Source organism: Deltaproteobacteria bacterium PRO3, assembly GCA_030263375.1.
Lineage (GTDB): Bacteria > UBA10199 > UBA10199 > DSSB01 > DSSB01 > DSSB01.
In genome coordinates, this window is sequence record SZOV01000083.1 from 1 (window position 1) to 13,465 (window position 13,465).

General features: G+C 64.3%; 17 protein-coding genes and 1 pseudogene. 8 read left to right on the forward strand and 10 right to left on the reverse strand.

Features of this window, described 5'->3' with window-relative positions; translation table 11 throughout:
- The 6 genes from FBR05_11915 to FBR05_11940 form a co-directional block, all read right to left on the reverse strand.
- Positions 1–869 (reverse strand): cysteine desulfurase (locus FBR05_11915; protein MDL1872889.1); only part of this gene is annotated, 869 nt, incomplete at its 3' end.
- A gap of 69 nt (positions 870–938) precedes the next feature.
- Positions 939–1,604 (reverse strand): serine O-acetyltransferase, encoded by a 666-nt coding sequence (gene cysE / locus FBR05_11920; protein MDL1872890.1) that lies wholly within the window; start codon positions 1,602–1,604, stop codon positions 939–941.
- Between the two features lie 82 nt (positions 1,605–1,686).
- Positions 1,687–2,592, reverse strand: a complete 906-nt coding sequence (locus FBR05_11925) for a hydroxymethylglutaryl-CoA lyase (protein ID MDL1872891.1) — start codon at positions 2,590–2,592, stop codon at positions 1,687–1,689.
- Positions 2,593–2,645: 53 nt separating this feature from the next.
- The gene (locus FBR05_11930) at positions 2,646–3,272 is read right to left on the reverse strand and encodes a hypothetical protein (GenBank protein ID MDL1872892.1); all 627 of its coding nucleotides are present in this window, start codon (positions 3,270–3,272) and stop codon (positions 2,646–2,648) included.
- Positions 3,273–3,544: 272 nt separating this feature from the next.
- Positions 3,545–4,009: a hypothetical protein gene (locus FBR05_11935; GenBank protein MDL1872893.1), complete on the reverse strand. Its 465-nt coding sequence runs from the start codon at positions 4,007–4,009 to the stop codon at positions 3,545–3,547.
- A gap of 302 nt (positions 4,010–4,311) precedes the next feature.
- Positions 4,312–5,031: a hypothetical protein gene (locus FBR05_11940; protein ID MDL1872894.1), complete on the reverse strand. Its 720-nt coding sequence runs from the start codon at positions 5,029–5,031 to the stop codon at positions 4,312–4,314.
- A gap of 111 nt (positions 5,032–5,142) precedes the next feature.
- On the opposite strand from FBR05_11940, the gene FBR05_11945 reads away from it, so the two are divergent.
- The 4 genes from FBR05_11945 (at position 5,143) to FBR05_11960 (ending at position 7,882) form a co-directional block, all read left to right on the forward strand.
- Positions 5,143–6,066, forward strand: a complete 924-nt coding sequence (locus FBR05_11945) for an alpha/beta hydrolase (GenBank protein MDL1872895.1) — start codon at positions 5,143–5,145, stop codon at positions 6,064–6,066.
- Positions 6,067–6,126: 60 nt separating this feature from the next.
- Complete coding sequence (locus FBR05_11950) at positions 6,127–6,720, forward strand: hypothetical protein (GenBank protein MDL1872896.1); 594 nt, start codon at positions 6,127–6,129, stop codon at positions 6,718–6,720.
- 40 nt (positions 6,721–6,760) lie between these two features.
- Positions 6,761–7,189 (forward strand): PaaI family thioesterase, encoded by a 429-nt coding sequence (locus FBR05_11955; GenBank protein ID MDL1872897.1) that lies wholly within the window; start codon positions 6,761–6,763, stop codon positions 7,187–7,189.
- A gap of 126 nt (positions 7,190–7,315) precedes the next feature.
- Complete coding sequence (locus FBR05_11960; GenBank protein ID MDL1872898.1) at positions 7,316–7,882, forward strand: hypothetical protein; 567 nt, start codon at positions 7,316–7,318, stop codon at positions 7,880–7,882.
- A gap of 43 nt (positions 7,883–7,925) precedes the next feature.
- Here FBR05_11960 and FBR05_11965 read toward each other — a convergent pair whose 3' ends face one another.
- Positions 7,926–8,621: a hypothetical protein gene (locus FBR05_11965; protein MDL1872899.1), complete on the reverse strand. Its 696-nt coding sequence runs from the start codon at positions 8,619–8,621 to the stop codon at positions 7,926–7,928.
- A 62-nt stretch (positions 8,622–8,683) separates the two neighbouring features.
- Here FBR05_11965 and FBR05_11970 point away from each other — a divergent pair, with 62 nt between their 5' ends.
- From FBR05_11970 to FBR05_11980, 3 genes are all read left to right on the forward strand, one after another.
- Entirely contained in the window at positions 8,684–8,899 is a 216-nt protein-coding gene (locus FBR05_11970; protein MDL1872900.1) for a hypothetical protein, read from the forward strand.
- Between the two features lie 224 nt (positions 8,900–9,123).
- Positions 9,124–9,429, forward strand: a complete 306-nt coding sequence (locus FBR05_11975; protein MDL1872901.1) for a hypothetical protein — start codon at positions 9,124–9,126, stop codon at positions 9,427–9,429.
- Between the two features lie 455 nt (positions 9,430–9,884).
- The gene (locus FBR05_11980; GenBank protein ID MDL1872902.1) at positions 9,885–10,475 is read left to right on the forward strand and encodes a DNA-3-methyladenine glycosylase I; all 591 of its coding nucleotides are present in this window, start codon (positions 9,885–9,887) and stop codon (positions 10,473–10,475) included.
- Between the two features lie 33 nt (positions 10,476–10,508).
- Here the strand turns inward: FBR05_11980 and FBR05_11985 are convergent, their stop codons facing one another.
- Positions 10,509–11,444 (reverse strand): DUF697 domain-containing protein, encoded by a 936-nt coding sequence (locus FBR05_11985; protein ID MDL1872903.1) that lies wholly within the window; start codon positions 11,442–11,444, stop codon positions 10,509–10,511.
- Between the two features lie 443 nt (positions 11,445–11,887).
- On the opposite strand from FBR05_11985, the pseudogene FBR05_11990 reads away from it, so the two are divergent.
- Positions 11,888–11,968 (forward strand): annotated as a pseudogene (locus FBR05_11990) (methanol dehydrogenase).
- A 13-nt stretch (positions 11,969–11,981) separates the two neighbouring features.
- On the opposite strand, the gene FBR05_11995 reads toward FBR05_11990, so the two are convergent.
- Both FBR05_11995 and FBR05_12000 read right to left on the reverse strand, forming a co-directional pair.
- Positions 11,982–12,464, reverse strand: a complete 483-nt coding sequence (locus FBR05_11995) for a biotin/lipoyl-binding protein (protein ID MDL1872904.1) — start codon at positions 12,462–12,464, stop codon at positions 11,982–11,984.
- The coding region (locus tag FBR05_12000) for an acetyl-CoA carboxylase biotin carboxylase subunit (protein ID MDL1872905.1) at positions 12,464–13,465 on the reverse strand (1,002 nt) is incomplete at its 5' end. The genes FBR05_11995 and FBR05_12000, both read right to left, overlap by 1 nt.

Here is a 13,465-nt window from a genome sequence, read left to right on the forward strand (position 1 = left end):
TTCGCGACGCGGTGTTCGGCATCGCCGAGGACTGTCAAGCCGGGGACCCTCTCGACCAATCCCGCCTGCAGCCGGTCGCGCAGCCGCGCGACGCGCCGCTGGTCCTCGAACAAATTTCGCGCCGCCAGCTCGAGGGCGACGGCCATGCCGACGATGCCGGGGACGTTCTCGGTGCCCGCGCGCAGCCCGCGTTCCTGCCGGCCCCCGTGGAGCAGGGGCCGGAGCTCGAGGCCCTTGCGGGCGTAAAGCAACCCGACGCCCTTGGGCCCGTGAAACTTATGCGCCGACAAGGCGCTCAGGTCGATGGGCAGGAGCGACAGGTCCAGCTCGAGCTTTCCCGCCGCCTGTACCGCGTCGCAGAGGTAGGGAACACCCCGCGCGCGGGCGATCTCGCCGAGGCGCTTGACCGGATAAAGGTTGCCCGTCTCGTTGTTGGCGAACATCGCCGCGATCAGGCGTGTGTGCGGACGGATCGCAGCCTCAACCGCCTCCGGCTCCAGACGCCCCTCGGCGTCGACCTCCACGTAGCTCACCTCGACGCCGTGGGCCTCGAGAAATTCCGCCGTCCTAAGCACCGCCGCGTGCTCGACCTGTGAGACGATCAAATGCCGCGGCCCCGAGCCGTAGGCCAGGGTCGCAAGCATCGCGGCGTTCAGCGCCTCGGTCGCGCCCGAGGTGAAGGTGAGCGTTGACGCGGGCACCCGCAGGACCCCCGCGATCCGCTCCCGGGCCTCGTCGAGCCGCCGCCGGGCCTCCCGGCCCGCCCCGTGCACGCTGCCGGCGTTGCCGAAGGCGCGCTGGGCCTCGGCCACCGCGGCCTCAACCTCGGGGAGCATGGGGGTGGTGGCGTTGTTGTCGAAGTAAATCATAGCTTGCGCGGCATGTTTGAAAATTACCGTCCCCTCGCCGGGGAAGGGCGAGCACGAGGTTCGCCCCTACTAAATTTCGTAATCGGTCGGGCGCTCTTTCATCAGCTTGGTGATCTTCTGCTCGACGCTTTGCAATTCGTCCTTGAGCGAGGTGATCGCGTTCCACTCGGGATCGGGCAGTTCGCCGTGCTCGAGGTCGTAGTGCTCGCCGACGACGTTCTTGGGGTGCGAGGCTATCTTGCCCGGCACGCCGACCACCGTCGAGTGCGGCGGGACGTTCTGCACCACCACCGAGCAGGCCCCGATCTTGCTGTCGTGCCCGATGGTGATGGGGCCCAAGACCACCGCGCTGGCCCCGACGACGACGTTGTCCTCGACCGTGGGATGCCGCTTCTCTTTCCGCCAGGAGGTCCCGCCCAGCGTCACGCCCTGGTAGATGGTGACGTTCTTGCCGATGATCGTCGTCTCGCCGATCACGACCCCCAGGCCGTGGTCGATGAAGAAGCCCTCGCCGATCCGCGCGCCGGGGTGGATCTCGATCGCCGTGAAGAAGCGCACCATCATCGAGAGCCAGCGGGCGAGCAGCTTGAAGTTGCGATTCCACAGCCAGTGATTGACCCGATGCCAGAAGAGCGCGTGCAGTCCGGGATAGCAGAGGAAGATCTCCCAACCGGATCGCGCCGCGGGGTCGCGCTCGCGGACCACCTGGATGTCTTTTTTCAATCGTTGGAACAAAAAACACCTCGGAAAAAGCCAAGATTCACAGGGGGTTGCACATAACAGTGCATGGAAGGGCTGTCAACGCCGGCAAGAAAGCTCAGGCTTTCCGCGCACATTGGGCCAGGTGGGCCTGGAGGTAGCGGCTGGGCAGGGCCCGGCCGAGGGCATCGGCGATGCCCCGCGAGGCGGCGACGATCTTGTCGAGATCGATGCCCGTCTCGTGACCCATCCCGTGCAACATATACAAGAGGTCCTCGGTGGCGAGATTGCCCGAGGCGCCGGGGGCATAGGGGCAGCCGCCCAGGCCGCCGGCCGAGCTGTCGAATTTGCGGACGCCGGCCTCGAGGCCGGCGAGGACATTGGCCAAGGCGGTGCCGCGGGTGTCGTGGAAGTGCAAGGCGATGTTTTCCAGGGGCGTGCGCTCGGCGGCGAGGCCGACGATCTCCGGGACCTGGTTGGGAGTCGCCACACCGATGGTGTCGCCGATCGAGAGCTCGTCGACGCCGATCTCGGCCAACTGGCCCGCGACCTCGGCGACCTTGGCGGGCGGGACCTTGCCCTCGTAAGGGCAGCCGAAGCAGGTCGAGACGTAGCCGCGGATCCACATCCCGTTCTGCTTGGCGATGCGGGCGACCTCGCGGATCCCGGCCAGGGACTCGCCGATCGACATGTTGATATTCTTTTTATTGAAGGTCTCGGAGGCGGCGGTGAAGACCGCGATGTCGGTCACCTGCAGGGCCAGGGCGCCCTCGAGGCCGCGGAGGTTGGGCACCAGGGCGATGTATTTCACGCCGGGCCTGCGCCTCAGCCGCTGAAAGATCTCGGGAGTATCCGCCATCGCCGGCACCCACTTGGGGCTGACGAAGGACCCGGCCTCGACGTGGGTCACGCCGGCGTCGACCAAGGCGTCGAGGAAGGCCAGTTTGGCCTCGGTGGGCACGAGGCCCTTTTCGTTCTGCAGGCCGTCGCGCGGGCCGACTTCGGTGAGGAGGATTTGGCTCATGCCGGCAACTTATCGCAAAGCACCGGCCGAGTCGAGCACCACCGCCGCCGCGATCAAATCGTCCGGACCAGGGAGCCGTTGTAGAAATACAGCTTCATCGGGTCGCTGGGGAAGACCGGCTGGCGGTCCTTCGGATTCACGAAGTGCACCAGGCTGTTCGCCAGGATCTCGCCGCGCCGAAAGGCCCGCACCGCCTCCTTGGCGCCCTTGAAGGCCAGGGAATAGTAGGGACGCAGGCTCAAGGAGCGGGTGCCGTAGGCGTAGACCATCGCCAGGCTCGGCGTCGGGCGCTCGCGGCGCGGGGCCTTGCGGTTCTTCTTTTTGGAATACTTCGCGACGAGCTCCGCGTCGACCTGTGGCCGCTTGGGGCGGTGTGAGCGGGCCAGGGCCTTGCGCTCGTAGCGGTCCGCCCGCTTCGCCGACTTGCGCGACTCGCCGCGCAGGATCTTGCTGTAGGCGTCCGGATCGGACTTGATGGTCCCGAAATCGTTGCCGACGCTGAAGCTGGGGCGACTGCCGAAGCCCGAGGTCTCGACCTCGGGGTGGTGGACCTTTTGGCCGCGCAGCGCCGCGCGCGCGCGCACCTTGAAATCCGAACCGCCGGTGATTTCCTTGAAAGACCCCGAGGACTTCAGGATCGAGACGACCCCCTCGGTGGATGCATGAACTCGCTTACTCATATCGTGTGCCTTTTTTTCCCTTCTTCACCGCATCGTGCGGCGATTGACAAAAGACACATATAGCAAGCGGCATGCCAATGAAACCCAGCCCCCAGGGAATTAATCTATAAAATTTAATAAAATGATGTAGTTATAAAACAGCCAAGATTGCAAGAGGAGCCGGGCGAACGCCCATATATGTGCTGTTAAGATAATAAATTGACATTTATACAGCGCATGATTCGTCCAGAAACATTCTCTTTCCGGGCATCCAGGCCTCAGCAACGGCCGCGTTATTCGCAATAGTAACGCGCCATGCACTGCTCATGGGCAGTGACGCAGCCGCGCTCGCGCTCGCGGCGGTACTCCCCGGCGGGAATGCCGGCCAGGCAGGAGTTATAGGCGTTGTCGCAGCATCCCGGATAAACTTTCGCGGCGATACAGTTGTCCCGGCCGCGGAGACAGGCCCGCTGGGCCTCGATCTTGTAGGCGTCGTCGGGGATGGCCGTCATACAGGCGCCGTAACCATCCTCGCACTTCTCTTCCTCGGTCTTGTCCGCCAGACAGGCGTTGTAGACCGAAGTACAGCCTCGCTGCTTTTCCACCGCGTCGGCGCTTCCCGCGGCCAAAGCTATGCATTGGTTGTATTTTCCAAGGCAGGCCTTTTGCTGTATCGACTCGGCGCCTGAGCCCGGCAGGAGCACGCCCGACAGTTCGGCGCGGGTAACCGGAGAAATCGCGGAGACAGGGGCGCGCACCAAGCCTCCGGGCAAGCTCGGTGTCGCGGGCTCCACGCCGCCTCCAGGAAGACTTGGAGCCTCCGGAGCCGTCGCGGTGAAAGCCCCCGGCGCCTCGGACTTGGCGGGCGCCTCGCCCCCTATGCCGGCATCCCCTCCTTCCCCTCGAGGGGCAGAGGCTTCCACCCCGCCCCCTTCGCGCTGTTCCGGAGAAAGTCCGCCGCCGCTACAAGCCGCCAACCCGATAAGCCCTACGACTAAGCACCACCGCTTTGGATCCATGCTACCTCCCTTGAGAATGGAAACTCTCCCCAGCCACACGGCTAAAGCCCCGCGCGCCGCAGCTGGTCCATGCAGCCTTGCAAGCGGGGCGGGTCGTTGAAATAAATCGGGGTCGCCGAGACCAGGCGCTTGAAGCCCTCGGCATCGCAGGCGTACTTGAGGGTGCAATTCTGCTGGCACTGCCAGGCCCCGCAATCCTCGGCGGCCTCCGCCATGGGGCGGCAGCCGGTCTCAAACAAGGAATAGTCGCAGGCTTGGATCCCGGCATGGGCCCAGTTAGAAGAGGTCTGCCACTTACCGAAGATCTCGTCGCAGGAGGGCCTCATCAACGCCGAAGGCTGCGCCCCGACCTCGAAGCGAGTCGCCGCCCAAGTCGAGGGGCACTGGACGGCCTCGGCCTCGGCGAAGGCCTGGGCATCGCACTCCGAGCTGCGCCACAGCTCCGCCCAACTCTTGTAGAGCTGGCAGGCGTTGGCTTCCAAGGCGTTGCGCTTTTCCATCTCGGCCTTGGCCTGCTCGACATAGGGACGATAGGTCTCGCATTTGGAAGGGAGGAGCAGTCGGGCCGCTTCCGGTCGAACCGCCGTGATCTCCGAATCGGCGGGCGCCGGGGGTACGGCCTGGGGCTTGGAGACGCTGATATCCTGGCGAAAGACCTTGTTCCAGAAATTGCTCATGAAAGTCTGGGCAATAGCCCCGGAGCTCAAGGCCATCGCCGCAAGGAAGGTCGCAAAGGCCCATGGTATGCGCTTTTTCATCATTTCTTCCTCCCCATCGTCAACATTGTAGTCCATCCCCCTAGCCGTGGAAAGGCCCGCGGATAATTGTTTCGTGGCGCCCGAGGAATCGATTAAGCTTGCCGCGGAGGCCCCATGCCCAACGCCGACACCGAAAAGATCTACGAATTCATCCTCGGGTTCCACGGACCGACCAAGCGCGTCATCGCCCAGGACCTGCGCCGGGCCTTTCGCTTCGACGCGTCCCTGCCGCCCGACTATTACCCCGACGTCACCCGCAGCGAGCGGCGCATCCCCGGCGCGGAGGCCGGCCAGGAAATTCGTTGCCTGGTCTACACCCCCTCCAACCCGAATCCGCCCGTCCTCCTCTACATCCACGGCGGCGGCTGGTCCCTGGAATCCTCCGACGACTACGCCTCCTTCCATAAAAAGCTCAGCTCGATGGCGGGCCTCTTGATCTTCGCGATCGACTACCGACTCGCCCCCGAGCATCCCTTTCCGGCGGGACTCGAGGACTGCCTCGCCGCCTACCGCTGGCTGCGACGACACGCCTCCGAGCTTGGGGCCGATCCGCGGCGCCTCTTCGTGGGCGGCGACAGCGCCGGCGGCAACCTCTCTCCCGCCCTCGCGCTCAAGCTGAAGGAAGTCGCCGAACCTCTGCCCGAGGCCCTGCTCTGCCTCTGCCCGGTGACCGACTTCCAGCTGGAAAAATACGATTCCTGGCGCCGCCTCGCCTTCGACGGCATCGTCTACGATGCCGCCTTCCTCGGCGCGGTGCGCGGCGGCTACGTCAATTGCGACGCCTGGACCCACCCCTTGGTCAGCCCGATCTACGGCGACCTGCGTGGCCTGCCCCCGACCTGCCTGATCGCGGGCGACGAGGACCCCTTGGTCGACGACAACCGCGCCTTCGCCGCCAAGCTGCGCGAGGCCGGGGTGGCCCTCGACTTCAAAGTCTACGAGGGCATGCCGCACGCCTTCTACTGCTTCTCCGGGCTGATTCCCCAGGAACAGGCCGCCCTCGAGCAGATGACCCGTTTCTTCCGGGGGCTTTCCTAGACCCCTCCCGCAACTCCCCGACCTTTTGGCCGATAACTCAAAGGGGCCAAAAGGGATGTTATGGGACGTGTTTCGCTCACCGGGCCCGACGGCGTCAGCCGCGGCTCGGCCTACTATGGCCCCGAAGCCGGGGAAAACTCTTCAGACGGACTCCTTTCCAACGACGGCTCTATCACCGAAGTCGAGATCTCCCGCGCGCGCGAGGCCCTCGAGGAAGAGCTCAATCGCCACATTTGCGGCTACGGCGGTCCCCTCGGCCTGGGCGGCCTAGGCGGGATCAACGAGGTCTGCGTCCAGCCCCACAACATGGGAGGCCCCGCCCGCGAGAGCACGCCCGACGGCTACTCGATGCCGGTCACCGTCCACCTGCGCGAGGAATACAGCGAGCCGACGGGGGTTTTGTTTTTCCGGAATTACCGCAGCGTCGAACGCGACGTGACCATGACGGCGCGCTGGGAATCGGGCCGCGTACGGCTCTACCAATGCACCCCGCCGACCTACACGCCGCCCCCGCCGCCTCCGCCCACCCCCGATCCCATCGCGGCGATCGGCGAGGGGGCGCGCTCCGCCTGGCGGGGCATCCACGACTTCTTCGACGGGACCGAACACTTCGCCTCCTCGGCCATCCAATCCCTGCGCCGATTTTTTTCTTAGCGCGATGGACAGGGACGCGCTTCAGAGCTAACTTCTCCTCATGACTCCGCGAAACCTCGGGGCCGCCCGGGAGAAGCTGATCGCCCTCTTCGACAGCGCCCCCATCATTCAAAGCTTCGGGATGAAACTCTCCTATGACGAGGCCGGCCGCGCGCTGGTACGCCTGCCCTTCAATCCCAACTTCGACCACGCCTTCCATCAAATCCACGGCGGGGTGATGGCCACGATGCTCGACACCGCGGGCTGGTTCACCGCCGCGCCCCACTTCGACAACTGGATCGCCACCGTCGAGTTCCAGACCCGCCTCCTCGAGCCCGTGGAAAAGGTCGATCTGGTCGCCGCCGGCAGGATCGTCCGGCTCGGCAAGCGGATCGCGGTCTGCGAGATGGAGATCCGGACGGCGGCAGGAAATTTGATCGCCCTCGGGGCCGGCACCTTCACGGCGACCTCGGTCGCGGCGAAATGGTGAGTCATTTCAAAGCCCCTATTTTTCGCCGTTTGATAATTATTCTGATCGCGCTCTTTTTGGGGCATGATTCTCGGATACCAGGGCCTTAGGTAATTTATCGTCTTAACGTTCAAAGAAGGGGAAAACATGATTTTCAAAAACACTGCGATATTTTTGGCTTTCACCGCCATGTCCATGGCGGCCACGGTGCATGCCACGGATTTATCCTTGACCAAATCGGCTCTCGATTCCCAGGGACGCGCCCTTATCGAAGCGGCTCCGGGAACCGAATTTTTCTACGAAATTTTCGTGAACGACTCCAAAGAGAGCATCGAGGGAATTAACGTCTTCCTGACCGACACCCTTCCGGAGGAAATTCAAGTCCTACAAGTAACCGCAGATCGGGGACTTTGCGCCATCCAAGACCAGATCGTCACTTGCGACTTCGGCGCCGTCGCCGACGGTGAGATGATCAGAGTCCTAATCACCGCGAAAGTGCGCGAAAGCGCCGCCCTGGGCGCCGCCATTCTGAATAATGCGACGTTAACCGCCGACAACGAAGTCCAACCGTCCAACAACGAGGCTAGCGCCCAATTTACAGTTGGGACGGACACCTCCACCGCACCCGCAACAAGCTCCGGCGGTTGCTCTTTAACCCCACGTAAACCGACAATCTTACTTTGGAAAACATTTCGGCGAGGAATGGCCGACTAATACAAGACCCGTCAACGTCGCCAGTCTAAGGAGCGGCGAAAGCCTAGTCGCCGAAGACGTTGAAAAAATCAACGTCCCGACGATAGCGGCCCCAGCCGCCGGCATCTCCCAGCGCGAAACTCCCCACAACTCGATACTCCTCGTCGTAAGACTCGGGATTGATGCGATTGCAGGCCTCCACGCAGGAGGTCTTCAGGTCCATGAGGTTCTGCTTCAGCAGGATCTTCGTGGTCTGCGGACTGGTGATGCGGGTGACGTTGAAGCGCTTTCCTTCCGCCTTCGCCTGCTCGGCCAACCAGGTAAAAAAAATGCTGCCGGCGCCTGGACGCATCGGCGGCCCATGGGTGATCATCGTCTCCTCGAGGTCGATGAAATGAAGGGTGATGGCCTCGCGGTCCGAATAGACGAAGGCCTTGCCCCGCGTCTCGCCCTCTTCCAAGACGAGATGCACCTTGAGGGCGCCTTCCGGCGTGATGGGATCCCCCTCTCGGTTCACGGCGTGCTTCTCGATCTTCGCGTACAAGACACCGCCGTCACGCTCGGCAATCGCGAGGCGCGTGCCGACCAAGGCCGGATCCTCGCCTCGCCACAGGCCCTGGGGAGCGTCGAGAAGCAAGTCGAAGGGATAGTCGACGCCCTGCGAGGAATGAATTTTCTTAGGAAGACGCTGCGGAGTAGAAGAAACCCCTCCCGGCGAAGGCAAAGAAGCCGAGGCCCCCGGCTCTTGAAGCGCGCTCATCCACAGCGCGGGGGCACGAGGGGCCGTCTGGGACCGCGCCCCTCCAACCGGGGCGAGCGCGGGTGCCCAAGTTTGAGCCGGTGCGGCCTGCCTCGACAGGCTGGATCGCCAATCCAACTCCCTTTCGAAGGCCGCGAAGCGGGGACCCAGGAATCGCCTGCCGAGTCCCATCCCCGCCCCCAGGCTCAGCATCGCCGCCAGGCTGTCGACGGCCAAGGTCGCGGGTTCCGCGCTCGGACGAAGCCCCAACTTCGCCTCGGCCTGGGCCGCGAGGTTGAGACCCAAAAAGATAAAGGTCGGCGTCAAGGCCCCTCTGCCCAGACACATGATCGTCCCCGGCCCTCCCAGGAATCCAATGGCCTTCCCGCCCACGGCGGCACCCAGCTGGAGGGCCCCCAGGCCCAGGGCCGAGCGGGCCCACTCCGAGGCCAAGGAGCTTTGGGGACCCGAATGTAAGGCGCGATGCCCCAGGGCAAAGACGAAGGTCTCCGCTTGAAAGGCCGTGAGGCCCGCCGTCATCCTCGCCCCGATCCCGCGCGAGTACCAAGCCGCCTCCGAGCCGCCCAACAGCCGGGACAGCAAACCGGCCTTGAGCGTCCTGCCGAGAATCGAGGCCCCCAGCATGGGAAAGATCGTCGCGGGGTCCGTGGCCCCTCCCGCGAAGTGGCGCAGCAAAAATTCCGCACGAGGCCCCGCCGGCCCTCGCCCCATCCGCGTGTCACGTTCGCGCTGGGCCATTTCTCGAATCCGAGCGGGCCTACTCCCCTCGTCGGGCGCCTCAGCCAGGACGCTCAGTCCGGCGACCTGAGACGCCGCCTGCGCCTCGCCATCGAGCCGCAACCAAAAGTTCAGGAGTTGTTCGAAGAAAAGTTCGGGGTCTTGCTCGGCGGCGATAGCCGAGAGCTCCGCGAAACGAGCCGCCCCGACGTGGGACAGGATCTCATCGCGCTCGCCCGGGGACAAGGAGGCGAGGGCGGCCCTCGGGTCGCCGTTTGCTTCCAATCCTCGGATCAAGGCGGAAACGGCGACCTCATCCCGGCAGTCTATCGCCAGGGCCCGAAACGCCGCGGATACATGGCGCCACAACTCCGCCGGTCGGGGGTATCGAGACGTCGTGCCCGCGTTGGACCCGAGACCAAAGGTCCGGGAATGGATAAAGTGCCCACCGTTCATAGAACGGGAGGGAAATCGGCCGATGGCGGAGAAGGTTGCCTGAAGCCCCTGCCCTGAGATAACCAGGCGGAAATACCGCAAGGAGGAACCATGACCGCGTCCAAGATCATCCGCTGCGGCTGGGCCGGCGAGGACCCGCTTTACGTCCGCTATCACGACGAGGAATGGGGCGTCCCGGTCTTCGACGACCGCAAGCTCTTCGAATTCCTGATCCTCGAGGGGGCCCAGGCGGGCCTCAGCTGGATCACCATCCTGCGCAAGCGCGAAAACTACCGCAAAGCCTTTGCCGGCTTCGACCCGCGCAAGGTCGCGCGCTTCGACGCCGCCGACGTCCGGCGACTGCTCAATGACCCGGGGATCGTGCGCAACCGCCTCAAGGTCGAGGCGGCGATCCGCAATGCCCGCGCCTTTTTGGAGGTGCAAAAGGAATTCGGCAGCTTCGCCGCGTACAGCTGGGCCTTCGTCGGCGGCAAGCCGCGGCACAACGCCTTCCAAAGCTTGAAAGAAATACCCGCGAAGACCGAGGTCTCGGACGCCTTCAGCAAGGACATGAAGAAGCACGGCTTCAACTTCGTCGGCTCGACGATCCTCTACGCGCACATGCAGGCGGTCGGCATGGTCAACGACCACCTGGTCGACTGTTTCCGCCACCGTGAGTGCAAACGCCTGAAATGCGGTTAGCGCGCCGTCGACCTTCCGTCGATGGCCCCGCCCTTACCGACGCACCATCGAGAGGATCTGCGAAACGTCCAGCCCCTGCGCCTTTTGCTGGATCTGGCCCAAATACTTCTCCTGCAGACCTTGCGCGCCGCTGAGGAGGTCTTGAAAAGCGCCCTTCAGTTGTCCAGAATCGAGACGCCGGCCCTGGGCGTAGTAACTTTTGGCCAACTGCCCCAGGGCGTAGGTGCTGGCGAAGGAGAAACCCGAGCTGGTCGCCTGGCGGCCCAGGCCGCCCAACAGCCCACCCAGGGATTTTTTCAAAAACTTGCCGAGGAATTTCTTCGCGTAGTTTTCGAGGACCTGCGAGGTCATGCCGATCCCGATGGTCGCCATGAAGTCCTTGATGTGCCCGCGGTCCAGGCTGAAGCCGTAGCTCTGGCCGATCTCGTAGACCATCTTGGTCTGCAGGGGGATGATCGCCATGGTAGCGAGGGAATTGGGCAAGAGCTCGAGGGCCCCGTTGAGGATAGCGTAGTTCAGGATCGATTTGTCGAGGGCGGCCTCGTCGACCGCCGGCCTCGCGGCGGAGCCGGAGGTCCCGGCGGCCGCGGCCAAGGGCGCAGCGGCCAACTCTTCGGCCTGACGGAAGATGGGGACGGCGGCCGCCTCTTCCAGGCCCAGCTCGCGGCGCAGGTCTTCTAAAAATTTCTTTTCGGCTTCGTTGGCGACCCCGTCCGCGTCACAAACAGCCACCGCCATCTCGTAGGCCAGCAGGCGCCGCTCGCGGCCGTCCAGGACCTGGACCAGCTGCGGCAAGCCCACCTTGCCGAGCAGGACCTCCTGGTAGACTTGCATCAGATTCAAGTTGGGGTCGGAGAAGGATTCCGCCGCCTTCTTGAGCTGCTCCCGCTCCGGGCTCGCCTTGTCGCCGTCGGCCAGCGCCGCCATCAGGCTGATCGCCAGGGTCGCTTTTTCAGGGCTATATTCCATAGGACACCTTTTCCTTCGAATTCCCAAAATCTTGGGTAACACCGGCGAAAAAAAATAGCATCGCGCTATCGCAAAGAACATCATAAATTGCCGCCATGGGGAGAATCACGTTCCTCAAGTTGCTCCTTATCGGAATCGGCGTCGCCCTGGCGTGGCTGCCGCCGCTCACGGCCCGTCCCCTGCCGCCTCCGCCCCAGGGCTACATCCTGGACGACTCCGGAGTCCTCAGCCCCCAGCCGCAGGCCCCCGCGCCGGGCGAAACGTCGCCGAAGGACCTCAAGCCCTTGCTGCTCGTCCTGGGAGGATTGGGGGCCTTCGTCCTGCTCGTCGTCCTGCTGGGCGGCGAGATGACGATCTCGAGCCGCGGGCGCGTGGTCTACCACCGAAAGTTTTCGGGAAAATACGCGGACCTAACGCTCAACTTTTTACAGGTCCTGCTCGCGGGGATTGGACTTGGGGGCAAGTCGGGCTATCGCGGCGGCGGCGGGAAATTCGGCGGCGGAGGCGCCTCGGGAAGTTGGTAGAAAAAAAACCGGCCTATTCGCCGATCTCGAGCAACTCGCTATCCTGACCGACCCGCTCGCCCTCTTGGAACAGGATCTTCTTTACCTTACCGTCCTGCGGGCTCAGGATCTTGTGCTCCATCTTCATCGCCTCGAGCATCATCAGCAGGTCGCCCTTCTTGACCGCGTCGCCGGCCTTGACGAAGACCTTGACCACCTTGCCCGGCATCGGCGAGCTCAGCCCCCCGGCGTGGGCCGCGGCCTTGCCGCCTCGGGCCGCCTTCGGAAAGCGGATCCGGAAATTGCCCTTGGGGAGGTGGACGTCGACGAAATCGGCATTGCGATAGAAGGCCCCGTGAATGCGGTGGCCGCAGTGCCGCACGGTGAAAAAGGGAGGCTCCCAGCGCAGGATCTCGACCTTCAGCTCGCGCTCGAGCAGGCGCATCGTGACGAGATCGCCGTCCCGGGACCACTCCGCCGCGGCGGTTTCGCCGCCGATTTGAAACTCGGTCTTCATCAGGCGTTCTTGAATCCTTTCAGCGCGGCCGTCGGTTCGGCCCGCGGCGCCTCGGCGCCGGCCGCCGGCGCGGCGCCCCCCTTCCCGGCCAGGGCGGCGATCGCGTAGGCCAGGTCCGGCGCCGGCTTGTCGGGACCGCGCTTTTCCAAATATTCCGCGAGGAGCTCGGCCACGCTGTGGGTGTGGTAGCGGCCCTCCTGGAAGGCCTTGGAATTGAGCGTATAGCGCAGGAAATCGAGATTGTGCCGGATCCCCAGCAGGACGTAGTCGCGCAGCAAGGCGTCCATCTTCATCAGGGCCTCCTTGCGGTTGAAGCCCACGGCGATCAGCTTGGCGAGCATCGGGTCGTAGAGGGAGAGCACCGGCTTTCCCGCCTCGAGGGCCGAGTCGACGCGGATCCCAGGCCGCTGGGGCTCGACCAGGACGCCGACGCTGCCTTCGGCCGGGAGAAAGTGATTTTCGGGGTCCTCGGCGTAGAGGCGGCACTCGACGGCGTGGCCGCGCTGGCGGATGTCCTCCTGCTTCAAGGGCAGCGCGTGGCCCTCCGCGACCAGGATCTGCGCCTTCACCAGGTCGACGCCGGTCACGGCCTCAGTCACCGGGTGCTCGACCTGCAGGCGGGTGTTGACCTCGAGGAAATAGAAATGCCCCGCCTCGTCGACGATGAACTCGACGGTGCCCGCGGAGGCGTAGCCGACCTGCCTGGTGACGCGGAGGGCGGCGGCGCAGATCTCTTCCCGAAATGTCGCGTCGATCGAAGGGGACGGCGTCTCCTCGATCATCTTTTGGTGGCGCCGCTGCACCGAGCACTCGCGCTCGTAGAGATGCACCAGGTTGCCGTGCTCGTCGCCCAGGATCTGGACCTCGATGTGCCGCGGTCGCTCGAGGTATTTTTCCAAAAAGATCGTCTTGTCCTTGAAGAAGGCCAGGGCCTCGCGCTCGGCGGAGCGGGCGGCCTCTTCCAGCTCTTCGGGCTTGTGGACGACGCGCATCCCCTTCCC

Excerpts from the sequence above, each read along its gene's own strand:
- FBR05_11925 (MDL1872891.1), bottom strand. The coding sequence starts at position 2,592 with ATGAGCCAAATCCTCCTCACCGAAGTCGGCCCGCGCGACGGCCTGCAG.
- FBR05_11930 (MDL1872892.1), bottom strand. The coding sequence starts at position 3,272 with ATGAGTAAGCGAGTTCATGCATCCACCGAGGGGGTCGTCTCGATCCTG.
- FBR05_11940 (MDL1872894.1), bottom strand. The coding sequence starts at position 5,031 with ATGATGAAAAAGCGCATACCATGGGCCTTTGCGACCTTCCTTGCGGCG.
- FBR05_11945 (MDL1872895.1), top strand. The coding sequence starts at position 5,143 with ATGCCCAACGCCGACACCGAAAAGATCTACGAATTCATCCTCGGGTTC.
- FBR05_11950 (MDL1872896.1), top strand. The coding sequence starts at position 6,127 with ATGGGACGTGTTTCGCTCACCGGGCCCGACGGCGTCAGCCGCGGCTCG.
- FBR05_11955 (MDL1872897.1), top strand. The coding sequence starts at position 6,761 with ATGACTCCGCGAAACCTCGGGGCCGCCCGGGAGAAGCTGATCGCCCTC.
- FBR05_11960 (MDL1872898.1), top strand. The coding sequence starts at position 7,316 with ATGATTTTCAAAAACACTGCGATATTTTTGGCTTTCACCGCCATGTCC.
- FBR05_11965 (MDL1872899.1), bottom strand. The coding sequence starts at position 8,621 with ATGAGCGCGCTTCAAGAGCCGGGGGCCTCGGCTTCTTTGCCTTCGCCG.
- FBR05_11980 (MDL1872902.1), top strand. The coding sequence starts at position 9,885 with ATGACCGCGTCCAAGATCATCCGCTGCGGCTGGGCCGGCGAGGACCCG.
- FBR05_11985 (MDL1872903.1), bottom strand. The coding sequence starts at position 11,444 with ATGGAATATAGCCCTGAAAAAGCGACCCTGGCGATCAGCCTGATGGCG.
- FBR05_11995 (MDL1872904.1), bottom strand. The coding sequence starts at position 12,464 with ATGAAGACCGAGTTTCAAATCGGCGGCGAAACCGCCGCGGCGGAGTGG.